Consider the following 19091-nt stretch of genomic DNA (forward strand, 5'->3'; position numbering starts at 1 on the left):
TGTGCGATACTGTGGCGAAGTTTGATTACACCCTCAAGCAGTTACTGGAGCATCATGGATAATATAGAAGTAAGAGGCGCCCGCACCCATAACCTGAAGAATATTTCACTGACTATTCCACGTGATAAACTGATTGTTATCACAGGCTTATCTGGTTCAGGCAAATCCTCTCTCGCGTTTGATACTTTATATGCAGAAGGCCAACGTCGTTATGTTGAGTCGCTTTCAGCTTATGCGCGCCAATTTTTATCTTTGATGGAAAAACCCGATGTAGACCATATTGAAGGTCTTTCACCTGCAATTTCTATTGAGCAAAAATCAACGTCTCACAACCCTCGCTCTACTGTCGGTACTATTACCGAGATTTACGATTACCTGCGCTTGCTATTTGCCCGCGTTGGTGAGCCCCGCTGTCCAACTCATGATTTGCCTCTAGCAGCACAGACTATCAGCCAGATGGTAGACACTGTTTTAGAGCAACCTGAAGGTAGCAAGCTGATGCTGTTAGCGCCTGTGGTAAAAAACCGTAAGGGTGAACACGTCAAACTATTCGAGCAATTGAGTGCTCAAGGCTACATTCGCGCCCGTGTTGATGGTGAAGTGTGTGATTTAAGCGATCCACCAACCCTCGAATTACATAAAAAACACACCATTGAAGTGGTTGTTGACCGCTTTAAAGTGAAAGATGGCTTACAACAACGTTTGGCTGAATCATTCGAAACCGCCTTAGAATTATCGGGTGGTGTGGCTGTTGTTGCGAATATGGACGACACTGAACAAGCAGAGCTTACTTTCTCTGCTAACTTTGCCTGCCCGACTTGTGGCTATGCCATGACTGAACTAGAGCCGCGTTTATTCTCGTTCAATAACCCGGCAGGCGCTTGTCAAAGCTGTGATGGCTTAGGTGTAAGACAATATTTTGACCCAAGTCGCGTGGTACAAAACCCAGAACTTAGCTTAAGTGGCGGTGCAATTAAAGGCTGGGACAAACGTAGTTTCTATTACTTCCAAATGCTGCAATCTGTGGCTGAGCATTATGAATTTGATTTAGAAATGCCTTTTGAGAAGCTATCTAAAGATGCGCAAAAAGTTGTACTAGAAGGCTCAGGTAAAACTAAGATTGCCTTTAACTATCGCAATGACCGCGGAGATGTGATCACTCGTAATCACGAATTTGAAGGCGTGCTAAATAATATGAGTCGCCGCTACCGTGAAACTGAATCAAGCTCAGTGCGCGAAGAGCTTACCAAGTATCAAACCAATCAAGCCTGCCCTAGCTGTAATGGCTCGCGTTTGCGTGAAGAAGCCCGCCACGTGTTTATTGGTAAAACAACGCTGCCAGATGTGACATTAATGAGCATCGGCGACGCAATGACCTTCTTCGATGAGTTAGAACTTACAGGGCAACGTGCACAAATCGCTGAAAAAATCTTAAAAGAGATCCGCGACCGTTTATCTTTCTTAATCAATGTTGGCTTGAACTATTTATCACTAGAGCGTAGTGCCGATACCCTTTCAGGTGGTGAAGCGCAGCGTATTCGTCTTGCCAGTCAAATTGGTGCCGGCCTCGTCGGCGTTATGTATGTGCTTGATGAACCTTCAATTGGTCTTCATCAACGCGATAATGACCGCTTACTTAGCACGTTAACTCATCTACGTGACTTAGGTAATACCGTCATTGTGGTTGAGCACGATGAAGATGCCATTCGCGCGGCTGATTATATTATTGATATTGGCCCAGGTGCAGGTGTTCATGGCGGCCATGTTGTCGCACAAGGCTCGCGTGACGACATTCTTAATTCACCTGATTCTTTAACAGGTCAGTATTTAAGTGGTGCAAAAGCCATTGTCGTGCCTGAGCAACGCCACCAGCCAGAAGATAAGTGGCTAGAACTCTTTGGCGCCACAGGCAACAACTTAAAAAATGTCGACCTGCGTATTCCATTTGGCTTAATGACCTGTATCACAGGTGTATCGGGCTCTGGTAAATCAACCCTTATTAATGACACGCTATTTAAGCTGGCTCACACAGCACTCAATGGCGCGACCACGGCTGAGCCTGCACCACACAAAGACATTCAAGGCCTTGAGCATTTCGATAAAGTGATCGACATTGACCAAAGCCCGATTGGCCGAACACCGCGTTCAAATCCTGCAACCTATACCGGTATCTTCACGGCTATTCGTGAACTGTTTGCGGGCACACAAGAAGCGCGCTCACGTGGCTATAAAGTGGGTCGTTTCAGCTTTAACGTAAAAGGTGGTCGCTGTGAAGCGTGTCAGGGCGACGGTGTTATCAAAGTAGAAATGCACTTCTTGCCTGACGTATACGTACCATGTGATGTGTGTTCAGGTAAACGTTATAACCGTGAAACCTTAGAAGTACTTTATAAAGGCAAAAACATCCATGAAGTGCTAGAGATGACGGTTGAAGATGCCCGTGAGTTCTTCGATAAAATTCCAGCGATCAGCCGCAAACTGCAAACACTAATGGATGTAGGCTTAACCTATATTCGTTTAGGGCAAGCAGCTACTACGCTTTCTGGTGGTGAAGCGCAACGTGTAAAACTCGCTAGAGAATTATCGAAACGCGACACTGGTAAGACTCTATATATTTTGGATGAACCTACCACAGGCTTACACTTCCACGATATTCAGCAATTACTGGCGGTACTGCACCGCTTGCGCGACCATGGCAACACTATAGTAGTGATTGAACACAATCTAGATGTGATAAAAACCGCAGATTGGATTGTAGACTTAGGCCCCGAAGGCGGTGCCGGTGGTGGTCAAATTCTTATCTCGGGCACACCTGAAGCGATAGCTGAGTGCGACGCATCTCACACAGGTAGATATCTAAAACCTTTGCTTTAGAAGGACTGCACTATTTAGCATAGTGTTAAATTTTATTTAATTTTTTAAGGCTTGCTTTCATAATAGGGGCAAGCCTTTTCTTATCTTTGAAAAATTGAAAAGCCAGAATAAAAATAATAAAGCGAATAACGGATGTATTCATGCAAGTTTTAATAAATATTAAAAGCGCCTCTATAACAATAAAAAATTTAGCCAGTAAAGTTGTGAATTGTTGGCAGTCTTTGACACTCCCACAGAGATTTTATCTAATTGCTTTTCTGATTTTTTCTCCTCACATGCCTGATTTTATATCAGGGCTTTTTGGAGGCCATGACGCACATAAAGATAGTGAAAGTATAATTTGGGCCGATTCATTAAGCGCGAGTACTTACTTACTTACACTGACTATTCTTATTGGATTAATATGCGAGCTTTGGCCAAGAATTGTAAAATTTTGGGAGAGTGCTGTTGGTAAAACCGTTACTTTTATTTTTTATGCTTTTTTAGCTAACTATGCGCTGGCTTATGCCTCAGGCACCATTAATGATATTACGGGTGTCAGTGCTGAACACTTCCCATATACCCATAATTTAAGCTTAATCTTATCAGTACCTACTTGGTTTATGATCAGCACCTCTATGGTGCTTGTTCTGATACCATTATTACAACCGATTTATATGGTCTTTTTATTGTTAATGAGACCCTTCGGGCTACATACTCACTGGCATCCACCAGAATATAGGTTTCCTATTATAACCAGTGTTGTGCGTATGTTTTTATGTACACTTCTCGCGGTCTTTTTTTTCGTTATGAGCATATCTTCTGGTGTCGCTGGCAGCATGAATACCATTTTCAGCACCCTAGTCAGTAATTTTACGCCGGTAAAAGTAACCTATGGCATAAGCAATTTTGACCAAGAGCAGCCTTCAGCTATCGATAACTCAGCTTTGTCGAACCCTGAAAAAAGTAAAGCAACACTCAATACAGACTCTGATGAAATTGATAAAGAGATAAAACTCTACAACGAACGTGTTAACAGCTACGACAACCGTATAAAGCAAATTCTTGCTTACTTTATTTATGAACTGGAAGCCGATAGCTACTCTCGATGTCAGGTCACACCCGGAAGACGTGTTGTAGAGCTCAATGATTACGATATTCTGGAAATCTGGCCGGTAGAAGGCAAAGAAAAAGCCTATCACTTTGAAGTGAAGCCTTGTATTTCACCCGGCATAAAACTTCATTTATCTAGCCAAGCTAAATCGCTATATTAGTTTAAAATAAAGATGTGCTAACAATGATAAATAATAAGAAAACGGACCAACTCATGGAAAAGCTCCCTTCTCCCAAGCACCTATCAGGTTTTTACTATAGCTTAAAAACGCGGTGGCTCACGTTCTGGCGTTCATTGACGTTTTCTCAACGCCTATATTTCACGGCCATTGTATTGTTTTTCTTATTATTAAACGGCGAATCTGAACCTGTAACTGGTGTCTCTGAAAATGAACAGCTTTTAAATGACTTGTTTTCACCCTCTACGTTTTTAATGGTTGCGATCATCATCATCGCACTACTGAGCGAGCTGTGGCCAAAATTAATGAAGTTCTGGGACAGTCTTCCTGGCAAAGCCGTAATATTGATCTTCTATGCATTTATCGCCAACTACGCTTTGGCTTATGCTGCAGGCGCAATCAACGATATTACGGGAGTCAGTGCCGATCACTTCCCGTATACCCATAACCTCAGTTTAATGTTGTCTTTACCGTCTTGGTTCTTCATCAGCACACTTAGTATTTTACTATTAGTGCCACTATTACAGCCCTTTTATGTCTTATTGTTAATATGTATGCGGCCTTTTGGTTTGCACACCATGTGGCACCCGCCTGAATATCGCTTTCCGATTATCACCAGTTTTGTGCGTATGACACTGTGCGTCATGCTCTTTGTTTTTGTACTTATGTTCACATTTACGTCGGGTATGTTTGGTGGTATGAGCACTATGTTCACGAATGTAATTGAAAGTTTTAGCAATACCACAGTAAGTAATAACGTGACCGAAGAGGTTGACAAAGAACTGTCTGAACCAGCTAAACCAAAAGGAGCGCATACGGAGCAAGTCGATCAAGCCATTGCTCAAGCACAACAAGATCAAAGCCCAATTCTATCTTTGAATATCGGAGAAGGTGACGCGGAAACCATTTCACTCTCTGAACGTGCTGAAGCATACGATAATAAAATCAAAACCATTCTGGCTTATTTTATCTACGAGCTAGAAGCCGATAGCTATTCTCGCTGTCAGGTCACTGAGGGGAGCCGCATGGTAGAGCTAAATGATTATGAGATTTTAGAGATCACGCAACTGTCCGAGCAAGAGCGTACCTATAAATACGAAGTCAAACCTTGTATTTCGGTGGCCATTGGCCACCAATTTAAATCTTCGGCTTTAATACCTACAGAAGAAAAGCAGTAAGCTGCTGTTTTTCTTCTTCACTTAATGGTTGTGAGCCTTTATTCGCAAAATCATAACGTACCATCACGGTTTTGCCCTCAGCGCAGCACGCTCCGTGCTGCCAAGCTTGCTGTAAAATTACAAATGAGCTTGACCCTATGCGCTCAATGGCAGTTTTAACTTCGACTTCTTGACCATAAAACAACTCCCCTTTAAAGGTCACTTCGACCTTGGCAACAATCAATTTCCATTGTTTTGGATCTAGGTCTGGGGTAAAAATCTTAAAAATAGGCACACGCGCGGCTTCAAACCAAACCGGTAGTGCGGTATTGTTGATGTGTCCGAGCACGTCGGTTTCACTAAAACGCGGCATGAGTTTTTCTGACAACATAATAATTCTAATATCCTGTAGGTACTCAGATGACAGATTTTATTCGCGTTTACGACAACGCACTCTCAACTGACTTTTGCGATACATTTGTGCAGCAGTTTGACCAAAGCCCTCACCTAAAGCAAGGGGTCACGTCTGGCGGTGTCGATCTAAACAAAAAAATTAGTCACGATCTGTATTTAAATGCGCACCCTGAGTACGCACAGACTTTACAACACATTCAACAAGTCACCGCACAGCATGTTTTTAAGTATATTGAAGAACACTTCTTTATGATGATTGGTGCGTTCGGTTTAAAAGTGTATCACCCAAAAACAGGGCAACCTGTTGACCTAACTGTCGATAATTTCGAAGAAGTCGGTAAACCACAAATTCATGTACTTACCCAACAGCTATTTCGTTTGGGCAACATTCAAGCGCAAAAATATCAAGCTGGTAAAGGCGGTTATCCGTATTGGCACAGTGAAGTATATCCTCAGCTTGGCCATAATGAAGCGCTTCATCGCGTACTGTTATTTATGTTTTATTTGAATGATGTTGAAGAAGGTGGAGAAACTGAGTTTCACTATCAGAATAAAAAAATAGCCCCTAAAAAAGGCGCTATGGTTGTCGCTCCGGCTTATTTCACCCACACACACCGAGGCTGCATTCCAGTTTCTAACGATAAGTATATATTAACGTCTTGGGTACTGTTTAACAGAGCCGAACAAATCTACGGCGCGCCACCAGAGCAGGCTACGATGTAAAATTAAACTTGGAAGAAGCCCTAGCGGCCTCTTCCAATAAAGTCATTCCAGGCCTCTAACAGCTCAACAAAATCTTCAAAACCACAGACTGCCATTAGACCATGCTCGTCGAGCTCAAGTGCATCATCTTGATATTGCGCTAAGTCATCGCTGTTATGAAATAAACTATGCGCTTCAAATAATGCCTCTTGCTCACATAACTTAAAGCGTACTTCTTTGCCCAATCTCACCAAAGGTGTGTTTAATGACTTAATGTTACGGCATTGCGCGAGTAAGTCTTTAACTTCATTGTGAGCCAACTCTTCGTTAAACCAGCGACCAATCAAAGCTTGCTCGTCACTGATCTTGACCCTGAAACCACTGATTGGATCACGAATAAATTGATACTCCATACGACTGTCTCTCACAATTAAAAACTTATAAACAAAGAATATTATACTTTGCATGGCATAAACTGCCCAGCGACTTGAGCTTTCATAGCGTAAACAGGATAATTCACGCTCCGACACCACTTCGAGTTGATATGAACCCAATTGATATTCTGTTCCCGCTGATCTTCGTGGTCACCGCTGGGTTTATTTGTGCCAAAATACAATTCTTATCCTCGGTCCATTTTGAAGGGCTGCGCACCTTTATTTTCAATTTGGCCATTCCCGTTTTTCTTTTTCTTAGTATGTACAAAGCCGATTTACAACAGGCGTTGTCACTCAACCTACTGCTCAGTTTTTATCTGCCTGTGATGCTTGTGTATTTTTCAGTATGCATTGCATTTAAAGTGCTTGGTAAGCTGTCACTGGCTGAATCTGCGGTTCTTTCGCTTTCTGGGTGTTATTCAAATACGGTATTAGTTGGTTTGCCCATCATAATCATGGCACTTGGTGAGCATTACGGCGCATTAGTGTTTATGGTGATCACTTTCCATAGTGCACTCTTATTTGCATTGACCTTTGCTTTAAGTAGTAACGTGAAAGGGAGCTTGGGTGAGTTATTGAAGCCTTTATTACTCAACCCCGTCGTGCTGAGTATTAGCTTAGGTATTGTGGCAAACGCGATGTCATTTCCTCTACCTACAACACTCATCAATGGGCTAGATTTACTAAGCGAGCCAGCTATCGCAGGGGCGTTATTTGTGTTAGGTGCGAGTTTAAATCAATATTCGGTGAAAGAAGCTTGGAAAGGTGCATTAATAATCAGCATTATTAAGCTCGGCCTGCTACCCGCAGCTGTTTTTTCCTTTGCAACTTGGGTTTTTAACCTACCAACAGCGCATGTTGCCGTTGTCACTCTAATGGCCGCATCGCCACTGGGCGTGAATGCTTACTTAGTAGCAAGACAATTAAGAGTAAAACAAGATGTTGCTGCCAGCAGTGTTGTGCTCTCAACACTGCTCAGCGTCTTTACGTTAAGTATATGGTTGCTAACGCTCGTACCGTGAACGATAGCTAGTGTATTTCGCTGCATCTATGATTGCCCATAAGTGTGCAACCGCTGCAATAATCGCTGGAAGTACTAAGAACCAAAGCGCATAACCACCAAACACAATGATTGCAAAAATAAGTGCTGGAATAATACGACCTTGTACCAGCTGGCCTAAACCAGGAAAAAATATATTACAAATTGCGGCGATTACATTACCGCCTGAACCTTGTTCTGCCATGGTAACCTCTCTTATTTAAGATTTCTGTTATTAACTAAACAGTAATCGTGCCAAAAATATTAAACTATAAAAATCAAAATGTTATATAAATCAAATTCTATTTTAAAGATATAAAAGTGGTTTAATAAGCCATTTATTGGTTTTTTTACTCACTTTATTGGGCGTCATTTAACATACTGAATTTTAGATATAAATAGTAAGGCAGTCCATTCGATATTTAGTTATGCTTAATAGATAACAAAGCACAAGATTAATGTCTTGATAGCTAAAAGAATAATAACAGGATTTCATCATGCTTTTTAAACTCTCTCAGCCCGTGACTAAATTGGTTGAACGTTACTTACCCGATCCCTACGTTATCGTACTTTTATTAACACTGGTTGTTTTATCACTCAGCATTACCTTAACCCCCTTTTCATTTGAACAAGCCGTCACGTCTTGGGGCCAAGGCTTTTGGGCATTGCTAACCTTTGCGATGCAGATGTTAATGGTACTCGTAGCGGGCTTTATGCTAGCAAGTACACCTGTTTGTAAGTCGCTCCTTGATAAACTCGCGCAAAAAGCCTGCTCAGGCTCTACGGCAATTGTCATGGTGACCTTAGTATCTATGCTTGCCAGTTGGATAAACTGGGGGTTTGGATTGGTTGTTGGGGCATTATTTGCCAAAGCGCTCGCTCGCCATGTACAAGTCGATTACCGCGTATTAGTCGCCAGTGCCTATTCTGGTTTTATTGTGTGGCATGGTGGGTTATCGGGTTCAGTGCCCTTAACCATTGCAACAGAAGCCCATTTTTCTAGCGACAGTATTGGGGTTATTACAACGCAAGATACCCTGTTTTCGCATTTTAATTTAATTTTAATGGCCGTATTACTGGTTGTGCTTCCTCTTCTAAATGCCTTGCTACTTCCGCCTAAAGACCAACAAATCATTGTTGATAAAGAAAAGCTTGAAGAAAAAAAGACTGCGGTTGTTTGCATCAATACCCCAGCTGAAAAACTAGAACACAGTAAGTTACTCGGCATACTCATTGGCACCTTGGGCTGTGGTTATATGGGCTATTACTTTATTGCGCTCGGTGGTGGGCTCAATCTAAATAGTGTGATCGGCTTATTCTTATTTTTGGCTATTCTGCTTCATCAAACGCCTGCAAATCTGCTTAAAAGCTTACAAGAAGCAGTGAGCGGTGGTGCCGGTATTATTATTCAATTTCCGTTTTATGCTGGGATCATGGCAATCATGAAAGACTCAGGTCTCGCTCAACAAATTTCCAACATCTTTGTCTCAATGAGTAGCGCTGACACACTACCATTTTGGAGCTTTATTAGTGCCGGCTTAGTGAATATTTTTGTCCCTTCAGGTGGCGGTCAATGGGCTGTGCAAGCCCCGATTGTTTTACCTGCGGCGATAGAGCTTGGAGCTGAGATAAACCGCGTGGCGATGGCTGTTGCTTGGGGTGACGCTTGGACTAACCTCATTCAACCATTTTGGGCATTGCCTGTGCTAGCAATTGCAGGCTTAAAGGCCAAAGATATTATGGGATTTTGTCTGATCCAGTTAACGGTGAGTGGAGTTATCATTGCAGCAATACTCACTTTCGCTTAAATATTGCGAGTGACTGAAAAGATGTCGCCGTTACAATCATCAACGGCGACATACATACTTAATTCGATAAGATCTTCATTGGTAAGCTTAAAATCACATTGTCTGAATCTGCAAAGTGCATCATCACTGCAATGTGCCCTACTGCTACAACCACATACATCAGCGCTGAGACAATCTGACCATATCTATCAAGGGGTAACAGATGAGAAATATGACGCTCACGCCACTCAAACACTATCTCTAAACTGCCTATAAAGATAAAAAACACCAGCAGCATCAAACCAAATGTCCAACTGATATAAAGCCCCAGTAACACCCCAGCAAAACAGGCAAGGAGACCCACCCAAGAACGCATAGAGAAACTGATACTTTTTAGTACGTGACCGCCATCCAGAGGTAGAATAGGTAATAAGTTAAATAAGTTAAGTAGTGCACTAAGCACGGCGACACCGGCAAAAATCTCCATATCTGTTGCGTAATACAGCACCACCCCCAACACTGAGGTAATTAAGCCAAATGCAGGCCCCATTAAAGAGATCACCACATCTTGCCAACGGGTTGTAATTTTTTCATCACTGACAGCTAAGCCACCTACGAAAGGAATTAAATAGATACCCTTAGTCTTGATACCAAAGTACTTCATCGCACGCACATGACCATATTCATGTACCACCAAGCAAGCAATGATCATCAGGGCAAACTCCAACGAGAATAACCACGCATAACCTGCCACTGACGCTCCCGCAAGCGCAGCTTTTACGACCTTAGCACTCTTGAAAATTTTAAAGCTAAGCATCGCTAAACCCAACCAGCCTCGCTTACTTTCAGCTTGTTGGTGAGGTACTTCGAGCCATTGAGGGGGTTGGGTATTCACAGCAACCCCTAGCAGCCCTTGTGCAAGCTGTGAGGTATTAAAATTCACTGCTTGTTCGTTTATCTGACAACTTTGTAGATGCTCAGATTCCGATTCAAGTACTAAGGCTTGTTGTTGATGAAAAACTTGAATAATTTGTTGTTGATTAAAAATCAGAGAAATTGGCTGTCCAGCCACGTTAAGTTCGATCCGAGTCATGACGCTAAAACTAAAGTTTTTTTTTATTATCCCAACAAACTCTAACAGTGACAAACCATCATTTTTTGATCTCGATTTGGTCATTTTTATTTCGCTGTTCTAAACTTAAATATCCTAACCAATTTCAGGGAGTGATTTATGAGCTTTAAAACACAGCGTATTTTGGTTGTTGATGATTCACAGGCCATTCTCATGGTCATGCAGGCAATTTTGGCTGAGCTCGGCGTTGAGCACGTTACTTGTTGCGAGTCAGCACAAGCCGCATTGTCACTCGTAGAGCAACAACCTAAAGCCTTTGATGCCATTTTTACAGATTTAAACATGCCTGAAATGGATGGCATGGAATTGATCAGGCAAGTCGGTCAGAAAGGCTATCAAGGCGGCGTGATTATTATCTCAGAAATGGACCGTCGCATTATTGACCTAGCGTCAAACTTAGCTAGGCAGAATCACGCATTGCTCTTGGGTAATATTGCTAAGCCAATACAACTCGTTGAAGTAGAAAGGCTGCTTAAAAAGCTCAGCACGCTCTCTCGGCCTCAGACAGAAGATGGCCAACTCATCAGTGAAGCTGAGCTATTACATGCATTGAGTAATAGTGAGATCACTCCTTTTTATCAACCTAAGGTAAACCGTGCAACCCAGCAAATTGAAAGCCTTGAAGTGCTGGCTCGTATTGTCTCTGAGCAGCACGGTTTTACTGTTTTGCCGGCAAGATTTATTGATGTTGCAGAAGATTTAGATTTAATAAACTTAGTGACATTTCAATTGTTTGAAAAAGCCACGGCCGAATATGAAGCGTTGAAAGAAGAGCTGCCTCACCCATGTAAATTGGCATTCAACTTATCGCCGATCCAATTAGAAGATATGAATTGCCCGGCAAAGCTGTCTTTATTACTTGAGTTAAATCACCTTCATCCTAGTGATATTATTTTAGAGATCACCGAACAAAAACCACTATCAAGTGCCAATCAGCTTGAAACGCTAAACCGCTTAAGAATGAAAGGGTTTGAAATTTCTCTTGATGACTTTGGCACCGGATTTACCAATATTAACCAACTAAAGTCTCTGCCATTTACAGAGATTAAAATAGATCGCTCTTTGATCACTCACATAGATACAGATTACTTTTCACAAGTTATCACCAAAAGCTTGGTCGATTTAGCAATCAAAGAAGGCTTTAAAGTCGTGGCTGAAGGGGTAGAAAGAATAGAGGAATTACAGTATCTAGAGCGATACAAACATGACTTATTGATGCAAGGTTTTTTGATTAGTCGCCCAAAAGCCAAGAATGAGCTTATTCGCTGGATCCACTCTTGGCTTAGAATGACAAACTTTAATTCTTAGGCTGTTCTTCTTCAGGATCAGCTTCTATTAAATGAGAGTGGCCATCGACACGATCACGCCATTTTTGTTTTGCGGCTTGCTGCATATTGGTCGATTGCTCACGCTCATCAACAATATCCATGCCCATTAATGACTCAATCATATCTTCAAGGGTAACGATACCTTGCACATCACCATACTCATCGATGATCAGCGCAATATGGATACGCTTTTCTAATAATGCTTGGAACAGCACTGGCGCACCTAGCGTCTCAGGCACAGTATAAATCGGCTTTACTAGCTTGCCGATTTTGTAGTCTTCCCCTAAGCGATGGAAGGCCAACATAATGTCGTTCTTATGTACGAAACCAATTATGTCATCGGTATTCTCTGAATAGACCAAAATACGAGAGAAAGATACCGAGCCATGCTCAGATAAATACTCGTTTACCGTCATATCTTTGTGCACTTTAAAAAGCACAGTTCTTGGCGTCATGACATTTTCAAGCTTGGCATGCCTAAACTGTAATAAGCTACGAATAGTCTCACTTTCTTCTTGTTGCAGTGCACCTGCCTCGCTACCCATTTCTGCCATAGCCTCAATTTCTTGGCGAATAAAGTGCGCTTCATCTTGTTTTGAGCCAATTAATTTAGTGAGCTGATCTGACAGCCACACGAACGGTTTTAGAATTCGAACCATCCAAGTTAAAGCCAATGACACAATTGGCGTTAGCGCACGCCAATAAGTTGCACCTAGCGTTTTAGGAATAATTTCTGAAAGTACCAATACCAATAATGTCATCACAGCAGACGCAATACCCACAGCAGCATCACCAAATACTGCGGCCGCTTGTGCACCAACACCCGCAGCCCCCGCAGTGTGCGCAACTGTGTTTAAGGTCAAGATAGCTGATAATGGCTTATCAATATTGTCTTTTAAACCCTGCACTCGCTGTGCGAGTAGTGGTTTATCTTTTTTTAGTATCGCTACATGACTTGGTGTAATACTGAGTAACACCGCCTCCATCACCGAACATAGAAATGAAATGGCAATGGCCAAAAACATGTAACTGAATAACAGAAACAACCTAAACTCCTTAATTTCGCAGACTCTCGCGACTTAATCGCAACTCTACTGAAGATTTAATTTGATGTGCTATATTGGGGCAATTATTTTCCCTACAATAGGTGCATCAATGAAATTAACAACGGTCGCCACTTTACTATTTTCGGCACTCTCTACGCAACTTGTCGCTGCAGAGCTAGACGCAAATAAAGTAAAGTTTATTGGACCCCTTGCTGATACAGCAACAATTAAGCCAAATAACACGCCTTACCAAACTGCCATCATTAATAATTTATTGCCTAAATTACAAAGTGATTCAAAAACACTGTCAGTATTAGGTAAAAAAGTAACTTGGCAACCGCTAGGTGAAGTGAATGACCTGACGATTGCAGGACTGCAAGCGATTAAGTTCAACTTCTCGGCAGAGCGTTTTGTGCAAGGTAAGTTAAAGCTTAATGGTATCGAAAAAGCCCATGTATTTTTAAATGGTGAAACCTTATCTGGCAGCAAAGAATACGACATCAATGCGGTTACGGGCGACCACCAAGTGGTTATCGTGGTAGAACAGGCTGATGACTGGAAAAAAGTCTCGCTAGAATACCTACCTAAAGCAGAACATGACGTTATTACACTGACGGCAAAAGAAACTCGTGCGCTTTCAGCTAAGCAACTTTTTGATGCGCCAACAATCAGTTCTGTGTCGATTTCTCCAAACGGCGAATACTATGTTGTTACTGAGCGTCATTACCAGAGTAACCATGGTAATAAAGCCATCAACAAAACAACGTTAACCGATGAAGAGGGTAAAGTGCTTTACCGCTTTGACGGACTATCAGCAAATCAAATTAAATGGCGCGCAGATAGCAAACAGGTTGTATTTGTTCGTAATAAAGCGATCACTGTGTTAAATCTAAAAGACTTAGAAGAGAAGGTGGTCGCTGAACAACTAGATGGCGCATATGGCTTCCAGTACTTTGACAACAACACGCTTGTATTTGCTTGGTCTAAGTCAGATAAAAGTAAGCACACATTAGTTAAACACTTCAGAGGGTTAGAAGACCGCTGGTCTTATGCACGTAATAACAGCCAAATCTTCATGTTAGACATCAACTCTGGATTTATTAACCCAATCACTGAAGGTAAATTGAGCCATTCATTGGCCGATTTTGATAATGAAGCAGGCACAATCTTAGTAACGCGTAACCCTCAGGATTATGCTAAACCGCCTCACATGCTGACAGAGCTTGTAGAAGTTAATCTAAAAGACAACCAGCAGACTGTACTTGGTCAATACCGCACATTTAGTTCAGCAAAGTATTCCGATGACGGCATCTATGTGGTTGCGGGCCCTGACTTTGCAAATGGGTTAGGCCGTGCTATTCCTGAGAATATGCTTGCGAACAACTACGATGGCCAGCTTTATAGGCTAGACCGCCAAGGTCAAAATGCCAAAGCATTGAGTAAATCATTCGACCCTGCAATTGGTTCAATGCAAGTATTAAGCAATGATGATGTCGTGATCAAAGTGACTGAGCGTGATACACAACAACTGTATTTATACGATGAAAGCAAAGCACGTTTTACTAAGCTAAAAACAGGCTTTGATGTCGTTGGTAGATTCAGTATTTCTGACGAGCGCAACCCAGACTTACTCGTGACTGGCACACAAGCATCTCACCCTCAGCAATTGAAGCGCTTAGATATTTCTAAAAACCGCGCTAAAACACTGTGGGATTCAAAAGCATTGGCTTATGAAAATAGCGAAATCGCAACCCTTTCTGAGTTTAACTTCACCAATAAAGAAGGTGTTGAAATTAAGGGCCGTGTATACACGCCTCACAACCTAGATGAAAGCAAGCAGTACCCTGCTCTAGTTTACTATTATGGTGGTACTTCTCCTGTTTCTCGAGGCTTTACGGGTCGTTATCCTTTTAACCTATGGGCAGCACAAGGTTATGTAGTGTATGTGCTACAACCTACTGGTGCCACAGGCTTTGGCCAAGAATTCTCAGCTAAGCACGTGAATGCATGGGGTGAGTACACTGCAAACGATATTATCGAAGGCACTAAAAAGTTCTTAGCTGCACACCCATATGTAAATAAAGACAAAGTAGGTAACTTAGGTGCATCTTACGGCGGCTTTATGACTATGCTACTTGCGACTAAAACGGATTTATTCAGTGCGTCGATTTCTCACGCAGGTATCTCAAACATTACTTCTTATTGGGGCCAAGGTTGGTGGGGCTACCTATACTCTGGCGAAGCTTCGAAAAACAGTTTCCCATGGAATAACCCAAAACTTTACTCCGATCACAGCCCAGTTTTCCATGCTGACAAAGTAAACTCACCGTTATTACTTATCCATGGTGACGCTGACACCAACGTGCCTCCAGGTGAAAGCCACAACATGTACACAGCACTTAAGTTGCTAGGCAAAGACGTAGAGTTGATTGAGTACAAAGGCACAGATCACCAAGTATTTGCCCGTGATCGTCGCTTCCACTGGTGGGATACCATGCTCGCTTATTTTGATATGCATTTAAAAGACCAACCACAATGGTGGCAGTATATTTATAAATAAGTATGCATAAATTATGTCCACCTTAGGGGATGCACTCTAAGGTGGACCATTTTAATCACACCTAGCAGAACCAATTGCATAAATGTTTATGCAATTGTTACAAATTGTCATTATTCACTTCTCAGCAATGTTTTCACAGTGCTAATATATACATAATTATTGAATAGATAGCTGACCTATGAGTATCAAAGTATTATTAGTAGAAGATGATGAACTTTTAGCAAAACGCATTATAAGCCATTTTGCTGAAACAGAATTTAGCATCGAAATTGATAGTACCGGTGCAACTGCATTAGCCAAAGTGCAGCAAGCAACGCAAGCTCAAGAACGGTTTGTGCTGGCTATCGTCGATATTGTTTTACCTGCCACTGACGGTTTAGCATTAGCGAAAGAACTTAATACCTTGACAGATATTGGTGTTATCATGTTATCTAGCAGAGATTCTCAAGCTGATAGGATCGCAGGCTTAGCGCAAGGTGCTGATGACTATGTTTGTAAGCCCGTTGACCTACTTGAACTTGAATTAAGAATGCGCGCTTTGTGTAAGCGATTAACGATTGCAAATGATGACGATGAGTCTGAAGAGTTTATTGAGTACTCAGATTTCAAACTTCATCCAGATAACCGCACTCTGATTAATGGCGCAGCTGAAGAATCAAGATTAACTGAAGCTGAGCACAAAGTACTTATTTGTTTAATCGCAAATGCAGGTAAGGCGACTTCTCGAGAAAAAATCTCAGAAGATATCGGCCAGCCAGACTGGAGCCCAAGTGATCGAACGGTTGACGTACTTATCGGCCGCTTGCGTAAGAAGCTAGGTGATGAAAAAGAACAAAAACGCATAGTTACTGTTCGCGGTAAAGGCTATATGCTATCTACTTAATACGCTGTTAGCTGAGCAAGTAATCGTTCAAAAGCACGATAACTTAACGCCTCTTTAAGAGAGGCTAAATCAATATCCTCCTGCAAGTTTAAATCTGCAATAGTACGCGCCACCTTCAAAACCTTATGATATGAACGTGGTGACAAAGCCAATTTCTCGGCAGCTTTCCCCAGAAACATAGCATCTGCTTTTGATAATCCACAATGTGATTGCAGTTCTTTAGTTGATAACGCTGCATTGTTTTTTTCTTGTCGTTGATAAGCAAACTGAACGGCTTTTTCTACCCGCATACAAATGTCAGCGCTCGATTCTTCAGGCTGATTAGACTGAAGCTCTTCAGTCGTTAACCTTGGTAATTCCACTTGCAGGTCGATTCTATCTAAAAATGGTCCTGATACTTTTGATAGATATTTTAACACTTGATCAGGTGTTGCCCGTTTATCGCTATGATGCCCAGTTGGACTGGGATTAAGTGCAGCAACCAACTGAAAGCTTGCAGGAAAGTCGACCTGCCTAGCAGCACGAGAAATAGTGACTCGGCCCGTCTCCATCGGCGTTCTCAGCGAATCTAAAACCTTTCTATCAAATTCAGGCAGCTCATCTAAAAACAAAATACCATTATGCGCCAATGATATTTCTCCAGGCTTAGGGTTGGACGACCCACCAACTAATGCAACTGCTGAGCAAGTATGGTGCGGAGATCTGAATGGACGGTTCAACCAGTTTTGATGTGTGACCGACTGCCCTACTAGAGAGTACACAGCAGCAGTTTCAAGTGCTTGCTGCGTTGTCATTTGAGGCATAATTGTTGGAATACGTTGAGCCAACATAGATTTACCGGTACCAGGCGGCCCCAAGAAAAGCAGGTTATGACCACCTGCCGCTGCAATTTCTAATACTCTCTTTGCTATTTTCTGACCTTTCACATCACTCATATCTAATTGCTCAAGAGACTGTTCAGAAACTTGATCGTAAGTAATATTTAAAGTGAGTGATTGCTGCCCATGCAGATCCAGCCAAATTTCTTGTAAGCTGGTGACGGCTTTTCTATTTGACTGAGATACTAAACTTGCAAGTTGATCGTTACCTTTCGGGATATAAGCAACATGATTTTCTTCAGTCGCAGCCATAACCGAAGGCAAAATCGCAGTAATAGCAGAAAGCTCACCGCTTAATGCAAGCTCACCAAAAAATTCAAAGTTACTTATCTCTGTATTTTGTAATTGACCAGAAGCAACCAAGATCCCAACGGCAATTGCGAGGTCATATCGTCCGCCTTCTTTTGGCAAATCTGCAGGCGCTAAGTTTACTGTTATACGTTGGTCTGGGAACAGAAAGCCTGAATTAACGAGAGCAGAGCGTACTCGTTCCTTAGACTCTTTTACTGAAGTTTCAGGAAGACCAACAATGATAAAAGCAGGAAGCCCATTGCTTAGATGCACCTCAACCGTCACTTTAGGTGCTTTGACACCCACTTGCGCACGGGTAAGAATTTTTGCTAAAGACATATCCTTGTCCCTATCAGTTAATATTTAAAAACGTGTATCACCCAGTTGTAACGCATCGCCATCAATCGAACAAGCAAGGTGGTTAACATACCAAACAACATGCTTACTTCTATCGCTATAGAAAAAGACATCAACTGAGTATAGACTATCCCACCTAAAATACAGGTAATTGCATAGAGTTGACCTTTTAAAAGCAGGGGGATATCACCTGCGAGCACATCACGGATCACCCCACCAAAACACCCTGTAAGCACTCCCATTATCACTGACGTTGTAGCAGGCATACCGATAAACATGGCTTTTTGCGTACCCATCACAGCAAAAAGTGCCAAACCGAACGCGTCTGCCACCTGTAAAAATTTACTCGGAATTTGCTTTTGCTGGTTCAATACAACAATACTGATCAATACTGCACTAAAGATAGCAATGAAATAACTTGGATCATGCAGCCAAAAAACCGGTTCATCTAAAATAATATCCCTCAGCGTTCCGCCACCGATTCCTGTTACCGCTGCAAGCACGACAACACCAAAACCATCTAAATGCTTTTTATGAGCAATAAGGGTCCCAGAAATAGCAAAAACCATTACACCGAGTAAGTCGAACCAATGGATAAGATCACTCATTAAAATTCCTGAAAATAGACAGATATGAAAAGCTAATTAAAAATGAATTATAAATTAATTTTTTAAATATTAAAGTAAAGTGCAAAAGGTTACCGACGGCGAACGAAGTGAGTGCGGTTCTTTTGCGCAAGAAAGGTGTAAAAGGCTAGCGACAGTGAACGAAGTGAAGCAAGCCAGTTTAGCTGTAGCTGAGGGTGTATGTTTCAGAGTGATAAGAGAGGCTACTGTGAAGGCTGCTCATTTCACCTTGCGCTAATTCGTCTTTTTATCACTGTGCATCACCTCATCACCGTGCAGGACGATTTAGCACCATAAACGCAAAAAAGCCCG

The 19091-nt window shown here is 42.0% G+C and carries 16 protein-coding genes; 9 read left to right on the forward strand and 7 right to left on the reverse strand.

Annotated elements, in window-relative coordinates; translation table 11 throughout:
- Window positions 1-54 precede the first annotated feature (54 nt).
- From uvrA to C1E24_RS11805, 3 genes are all read left to right on the forward strand, one after another.
- The gene (uvrA, locus tag C1E24_RS11795; RefSeq protein WP_138481662.1) at window positions 55-2874 is read left to right on the forward strand and encodes an excinuclease ABC subunit UvrA; all 2820 of its coding nucleotides are present in this window, start codon (window positions 55-57) and stop codon (window positions 2872-2874) included.
- Window positions 2875-3149: 275 nt separating this feature from the next.
- The gene (locus C1E24_RS11800) at window positions 3150-4127 is read left to right on the forward strand and encodes a hypothetical protein (protein WP_138481664.1); all 978 of its coding nucleotides are present in this window, start codon (window positions 3150-3152) and stop codon (window positions 4125-4127) included.
- 53 nt (window positions 4128-4180) lie between these two features.
- Window positions 4181-5323: a hypothetical protein gene (locus C1E24_RS11805; protein WP_138481666.1), complete on the forward strand. Its 1143-nt coding sequence runs from the start codon at window positions 4181-4183 to the stop codon at window positions 5321-5323.
- Here the strand turns inward: C1E24_RS11805 and C1E24_RS11810 are convergent.
- Window positions 5304-5693, reverse strand: coding sequence for an acyl-CoA thioesterase (locus tag C1E24_RS11810; RefSeq protein ID WP_138481668.1), 390 nt, complete (start codon window positions 5691-5693; stop codon window positions 5304-5306). The genes C1E24_RS11805 and C1E24_RS11810 overlap by 20 nt on opposite strands.
- A gap of 29 nt (window positions 5694-5722) precedes the next feature.
- Between C1E24_RS11810 and C1E24_RS11815 the strand changes: the two genes are divergently transcribed.
- Window positions 5723-6439, forward strand: a complete 717-nt coding sequence (locus C1E24_RS11815) for a 2OG-Fe(II) oxygenase (RefSeq protein WP_138481670.1) — start codon at window positions 5723-5725, stop codon at window positions 6437-6439.
- Window positions 6440-6459: 20 nt separating this feature from the next.
- Here the strand turns inward: C1E24_RS11815 and C1E24_RS11820 are convergent, their stop codons facing one another.
- On the reverse strand, window positions 6460-6831 hold the full coding sequence (locus tag C1E24_RS11820) for a YacL family protein (RefSeq protein WP_138481700.1): 372 nt from the start codon (window positions 6829-6831) through the stop codon (window positions 6460-6462).
- Between the two features lie 131 nt (window positions 6832-6962).
- Between C1E24_RS11820 and C1E24_RS11825 the strand changes: the two genes are divergently transcribed.
- A complete protein-coding gene (locus C1E24_RS11825) occupies window positions 6963-7874 on the forward strand; it encodes an AEC family transporter (protein WP_138481672.1) in 912 nt (303 codons plus the stop codon).
- On the opposite strand, the gene C1E24_RS11830 is transcribed toward C1E24_RS11825, so the two are convergent.
- Window positions 7857-8096, reverse strand: a complete 240-nt coding sequence (locus C1E24_RS11830) for a hypothetical protein (protein WP_130255620.1) — start codon at window positions 8094-8096, stop codon at window positions 7857-7859. The genes C1E24_RS11825 and C1E24_RS11830 overlap by 18 nt on opposite strands.
- Before the next feature lie 292 nt (window positions 8097-8388).
- Between C1E24_RS11830 and C1E24_RS11835 the strand changes: the two genes are divergently transcribed.
- Window positions 8389-9699, forward strand: coding sequence for a short-chain fatty acid transporter (locus C1E24_RS11835; RefSeq protein ID WP_138481674.1), 1311 nt, complete (start codon window positions 8389-8391; stop codon window positions 9697-9699).
- 58 nt (window positions 9700-9757) lie between these two features.
- On the opposite strand, the gene C1E24_RS11840 is transcribed toward C1E24_RS11835, so the two are convergent.
- A complete protein-coding gene (locus C1E24_RS11840) occupies window positions 9758-10771 on the reverse strand; it encodes a site-2 protease family protein (protein WP_138481702.1) in 1014 nt (337 codons plus the stop codon).
- A gap of 138 nt (window positions 10772-10909) precedes the next feature.
- On the opposite strand from C1E24_RS11840, the gene C1E24_RS11845 reads away from it, so the two are divergent.
- Window positions 10910-12118, forward strand: a complete 1209-nt coding sequence (locus C1E24_RS11845) for an EAL domain-containing response regulator (RefSeq protein ID WP_138481675.1) — start codon at window positions 10910-10912, stop codon at window positions 12116-12118.
- On the opposite strand, the gene C1E24_RS11850 is transcribed toward C1E24_RS11845, so the two are convergent.
- A complete protein-coding gene (locus C1E24_RS11850) occupies window positions 12108-13184 on the reverse strand; it encodes a hemolysin family protein (RefSeq protein WP_171040885.1) in 1077 nt (358 codons plus the stop codon). The genes C1E24_RS11845 and C1E24_RS11850 overlap by 11 nt on opposite strands.
- A gap of 109 nt (window positions 13185-13293) precedes the next feature.
- Here C1E24_RS11850 and C1E24_RS11855 point away from each other — a divergent pair, with 109 nt between their 5' ends.
- Together C1E24_RS11855 and C1E24_RS11860 are read left to right on the forward strand one after the other, a co-directional pair.
- The gene (locus C1E24_RS11855) at window positions 13294-15744 is read left to right on the forward strand and encodes an alpha/beta hydrolase family protein (protein WP_138481677.1); all 2451 of its coding nucleotides are present in this window, start codon (window positions 13294-13296) and stop codon (window positions 15742-15744) included.
- A gap of 178 nt (window positions 15745-15922) precedes the next feature.
- A complete protein-coding gene (locus C1E24_RS11860) occupies window positions 15923-16627 on the forward strand; it encodes a response regulator transcription factor (protein ID WP_138481679.1) in 705 nt (234 codons plus the stop codon).
- Here C1E24_RS11860 and C1E24_RS11865 read toward each other — a convergent pair.
- Window positions 16624-18135 carry a YifB family Mg chelatase-like AAA ATPase gene (locus C1E24_RS11865; protein WP_138481680.1) on the reverse strand — a complete coding sequence of 504 codons (1512 nt, stop codon included), beginning with the start codon at window positions 18133-18135 and terminating at the stop codon, window positions 16624-16626. The two genes, C1E24_RS11860 and C1E24_RS11865, sit on opposite strands and share 4 nt — an antisense overlap.
- Before the next feature lie 17 nt (window positions 18136-18152).
- A complete protein-coding gene (locus tag C1E24_RS11870; protein WP_138481682.1) occupies window positions 18153-18761 on the reverse strand; it encodes a trimeric intracellular cation channel family protein in 609 nt (202 codons plus the stop codon).
- Between the last annotated feature and the right edge of the window lie 330 nt (window positions 18762-19091).

This window comes from Pseudoalteromonas phenolica (genome assembly GCF_005876835.1).
Classification (GTDB): domain Bacteria; phylum Pseudomonadota; class Gammaproteobacteria; order Enterobacterales; family Alteromonadaceae; genus Pseudoalteromonas; species Pseudoalteromonas phenolica_B.

Excerpts from the sequence above, each read along its gene's own strand:
- uvrA (WP_138481662.1), top strand. The coding sequence starts at position 55 with ATGGATAATATAGAAGTAAGAGGCGCCCGCACCCATAACCTGAAGAAT.
- C1E24_RS11800 (WP_138481664.1), top strand. The coding sequence starts at position 3,150 with ATGCCTGATTTTATATCAGGGCTTTTTGGAGGCCATGACGCACATAAA.
- C1E24_RS11805 (WP_138481666.1), top strand. The coding sequence starts at position 4,181 with ATGGAAAAGCTCCCTTCTCCCAAGCACCTATCAGGTTTTTACTATAGC.
- C1E24_RS11810 (WP_138481668.1), bottom strand. The coding sequence starts at position 5,693 with ATGTTGTCAGAAAAACTCATGCCGCGTTTTAGTGAAACCGACGTGCTC.
- C1E24_RS11815 (WP_138481670.1), top strand. The coding sequence starts at position 5,723 with ATGACAGATTTTATTCGCGTTTACGACAACGCACTCTCAACTGACTTT.
- C1E24_RS11820 (WP_138481700.1), bottom strand. The coding sequence starts at position 6,831 with ATGGAGTATCAATTTATTCGTGATCCAATCAGTGGTTTCAGGGTCAAG.
- C1E24_RS11825 (WP_138481672.1), top strand. The coding sequence starts at position 6,963 with ATGAACCCAATTGATATTCTGTTCCCGCTGATCTTCGTGGTCACCGCT.
- C1E24_RS11830 (WP_130255620.1), bottom strand. The coding sequence starts at position 8,096 with ATGGCAGAACAAGGTTCAGGCGGTAATGTAATCGCCGCAATTTGTAAT.
- C1E24_RS11835 (WP_138481674.1), top strand. The coding sequence starts at position 8,389 with ATGCTTTTTAAACTCTCTCAGCCCGTGACTAAATTGGTTGAACGTTAC.
- C1E24_RS11840 (WP_138481702.1), bottom strand. The coding sequence starts at position 10,771 with ATGACTCGGATCGAACTTAACGTGGCTGGACAGCCAATTTCTCTGATT.
- C1E24_RS11845 (WP_138481675.1), top strand. The coding sequence starts at position 10,910 with ATGAGCTTTAAAACACAGCGTATTTTGGTTGTTGATGATTCACAGGCC.
- C1E24_RS11855 (WP_138481677.1), top strand. The coding sequence starts at position 13,294 with ATGAAATTAACAACGGTCGCCACTTTACTATTTTCGGCACTCTCTACG.
- C1E24_RS11860 (WP_138481679.1), top strand. The coding sequence starts at position 15,923 with ATGAGTATCAAAGTATTATTAGTAGAAGATGATGAACTTTTAGCAAAA.
- C1E24_RS11865 (WP_138481680.1), bottom strand. The coding sequence starts at position 18,135 with ATGTCTTTAGCAAAAATTCTTACCCGTGCGCAAGTGGGTGTCAAAGCA.
- C1E24_RS11870 (WP_138481682.1), bottom strand. The coding sequence starts at position 18,761 with ATGAGTGATCTTATCCATTGGTTCGACTTACTCGGTGTAATGGTTTTT.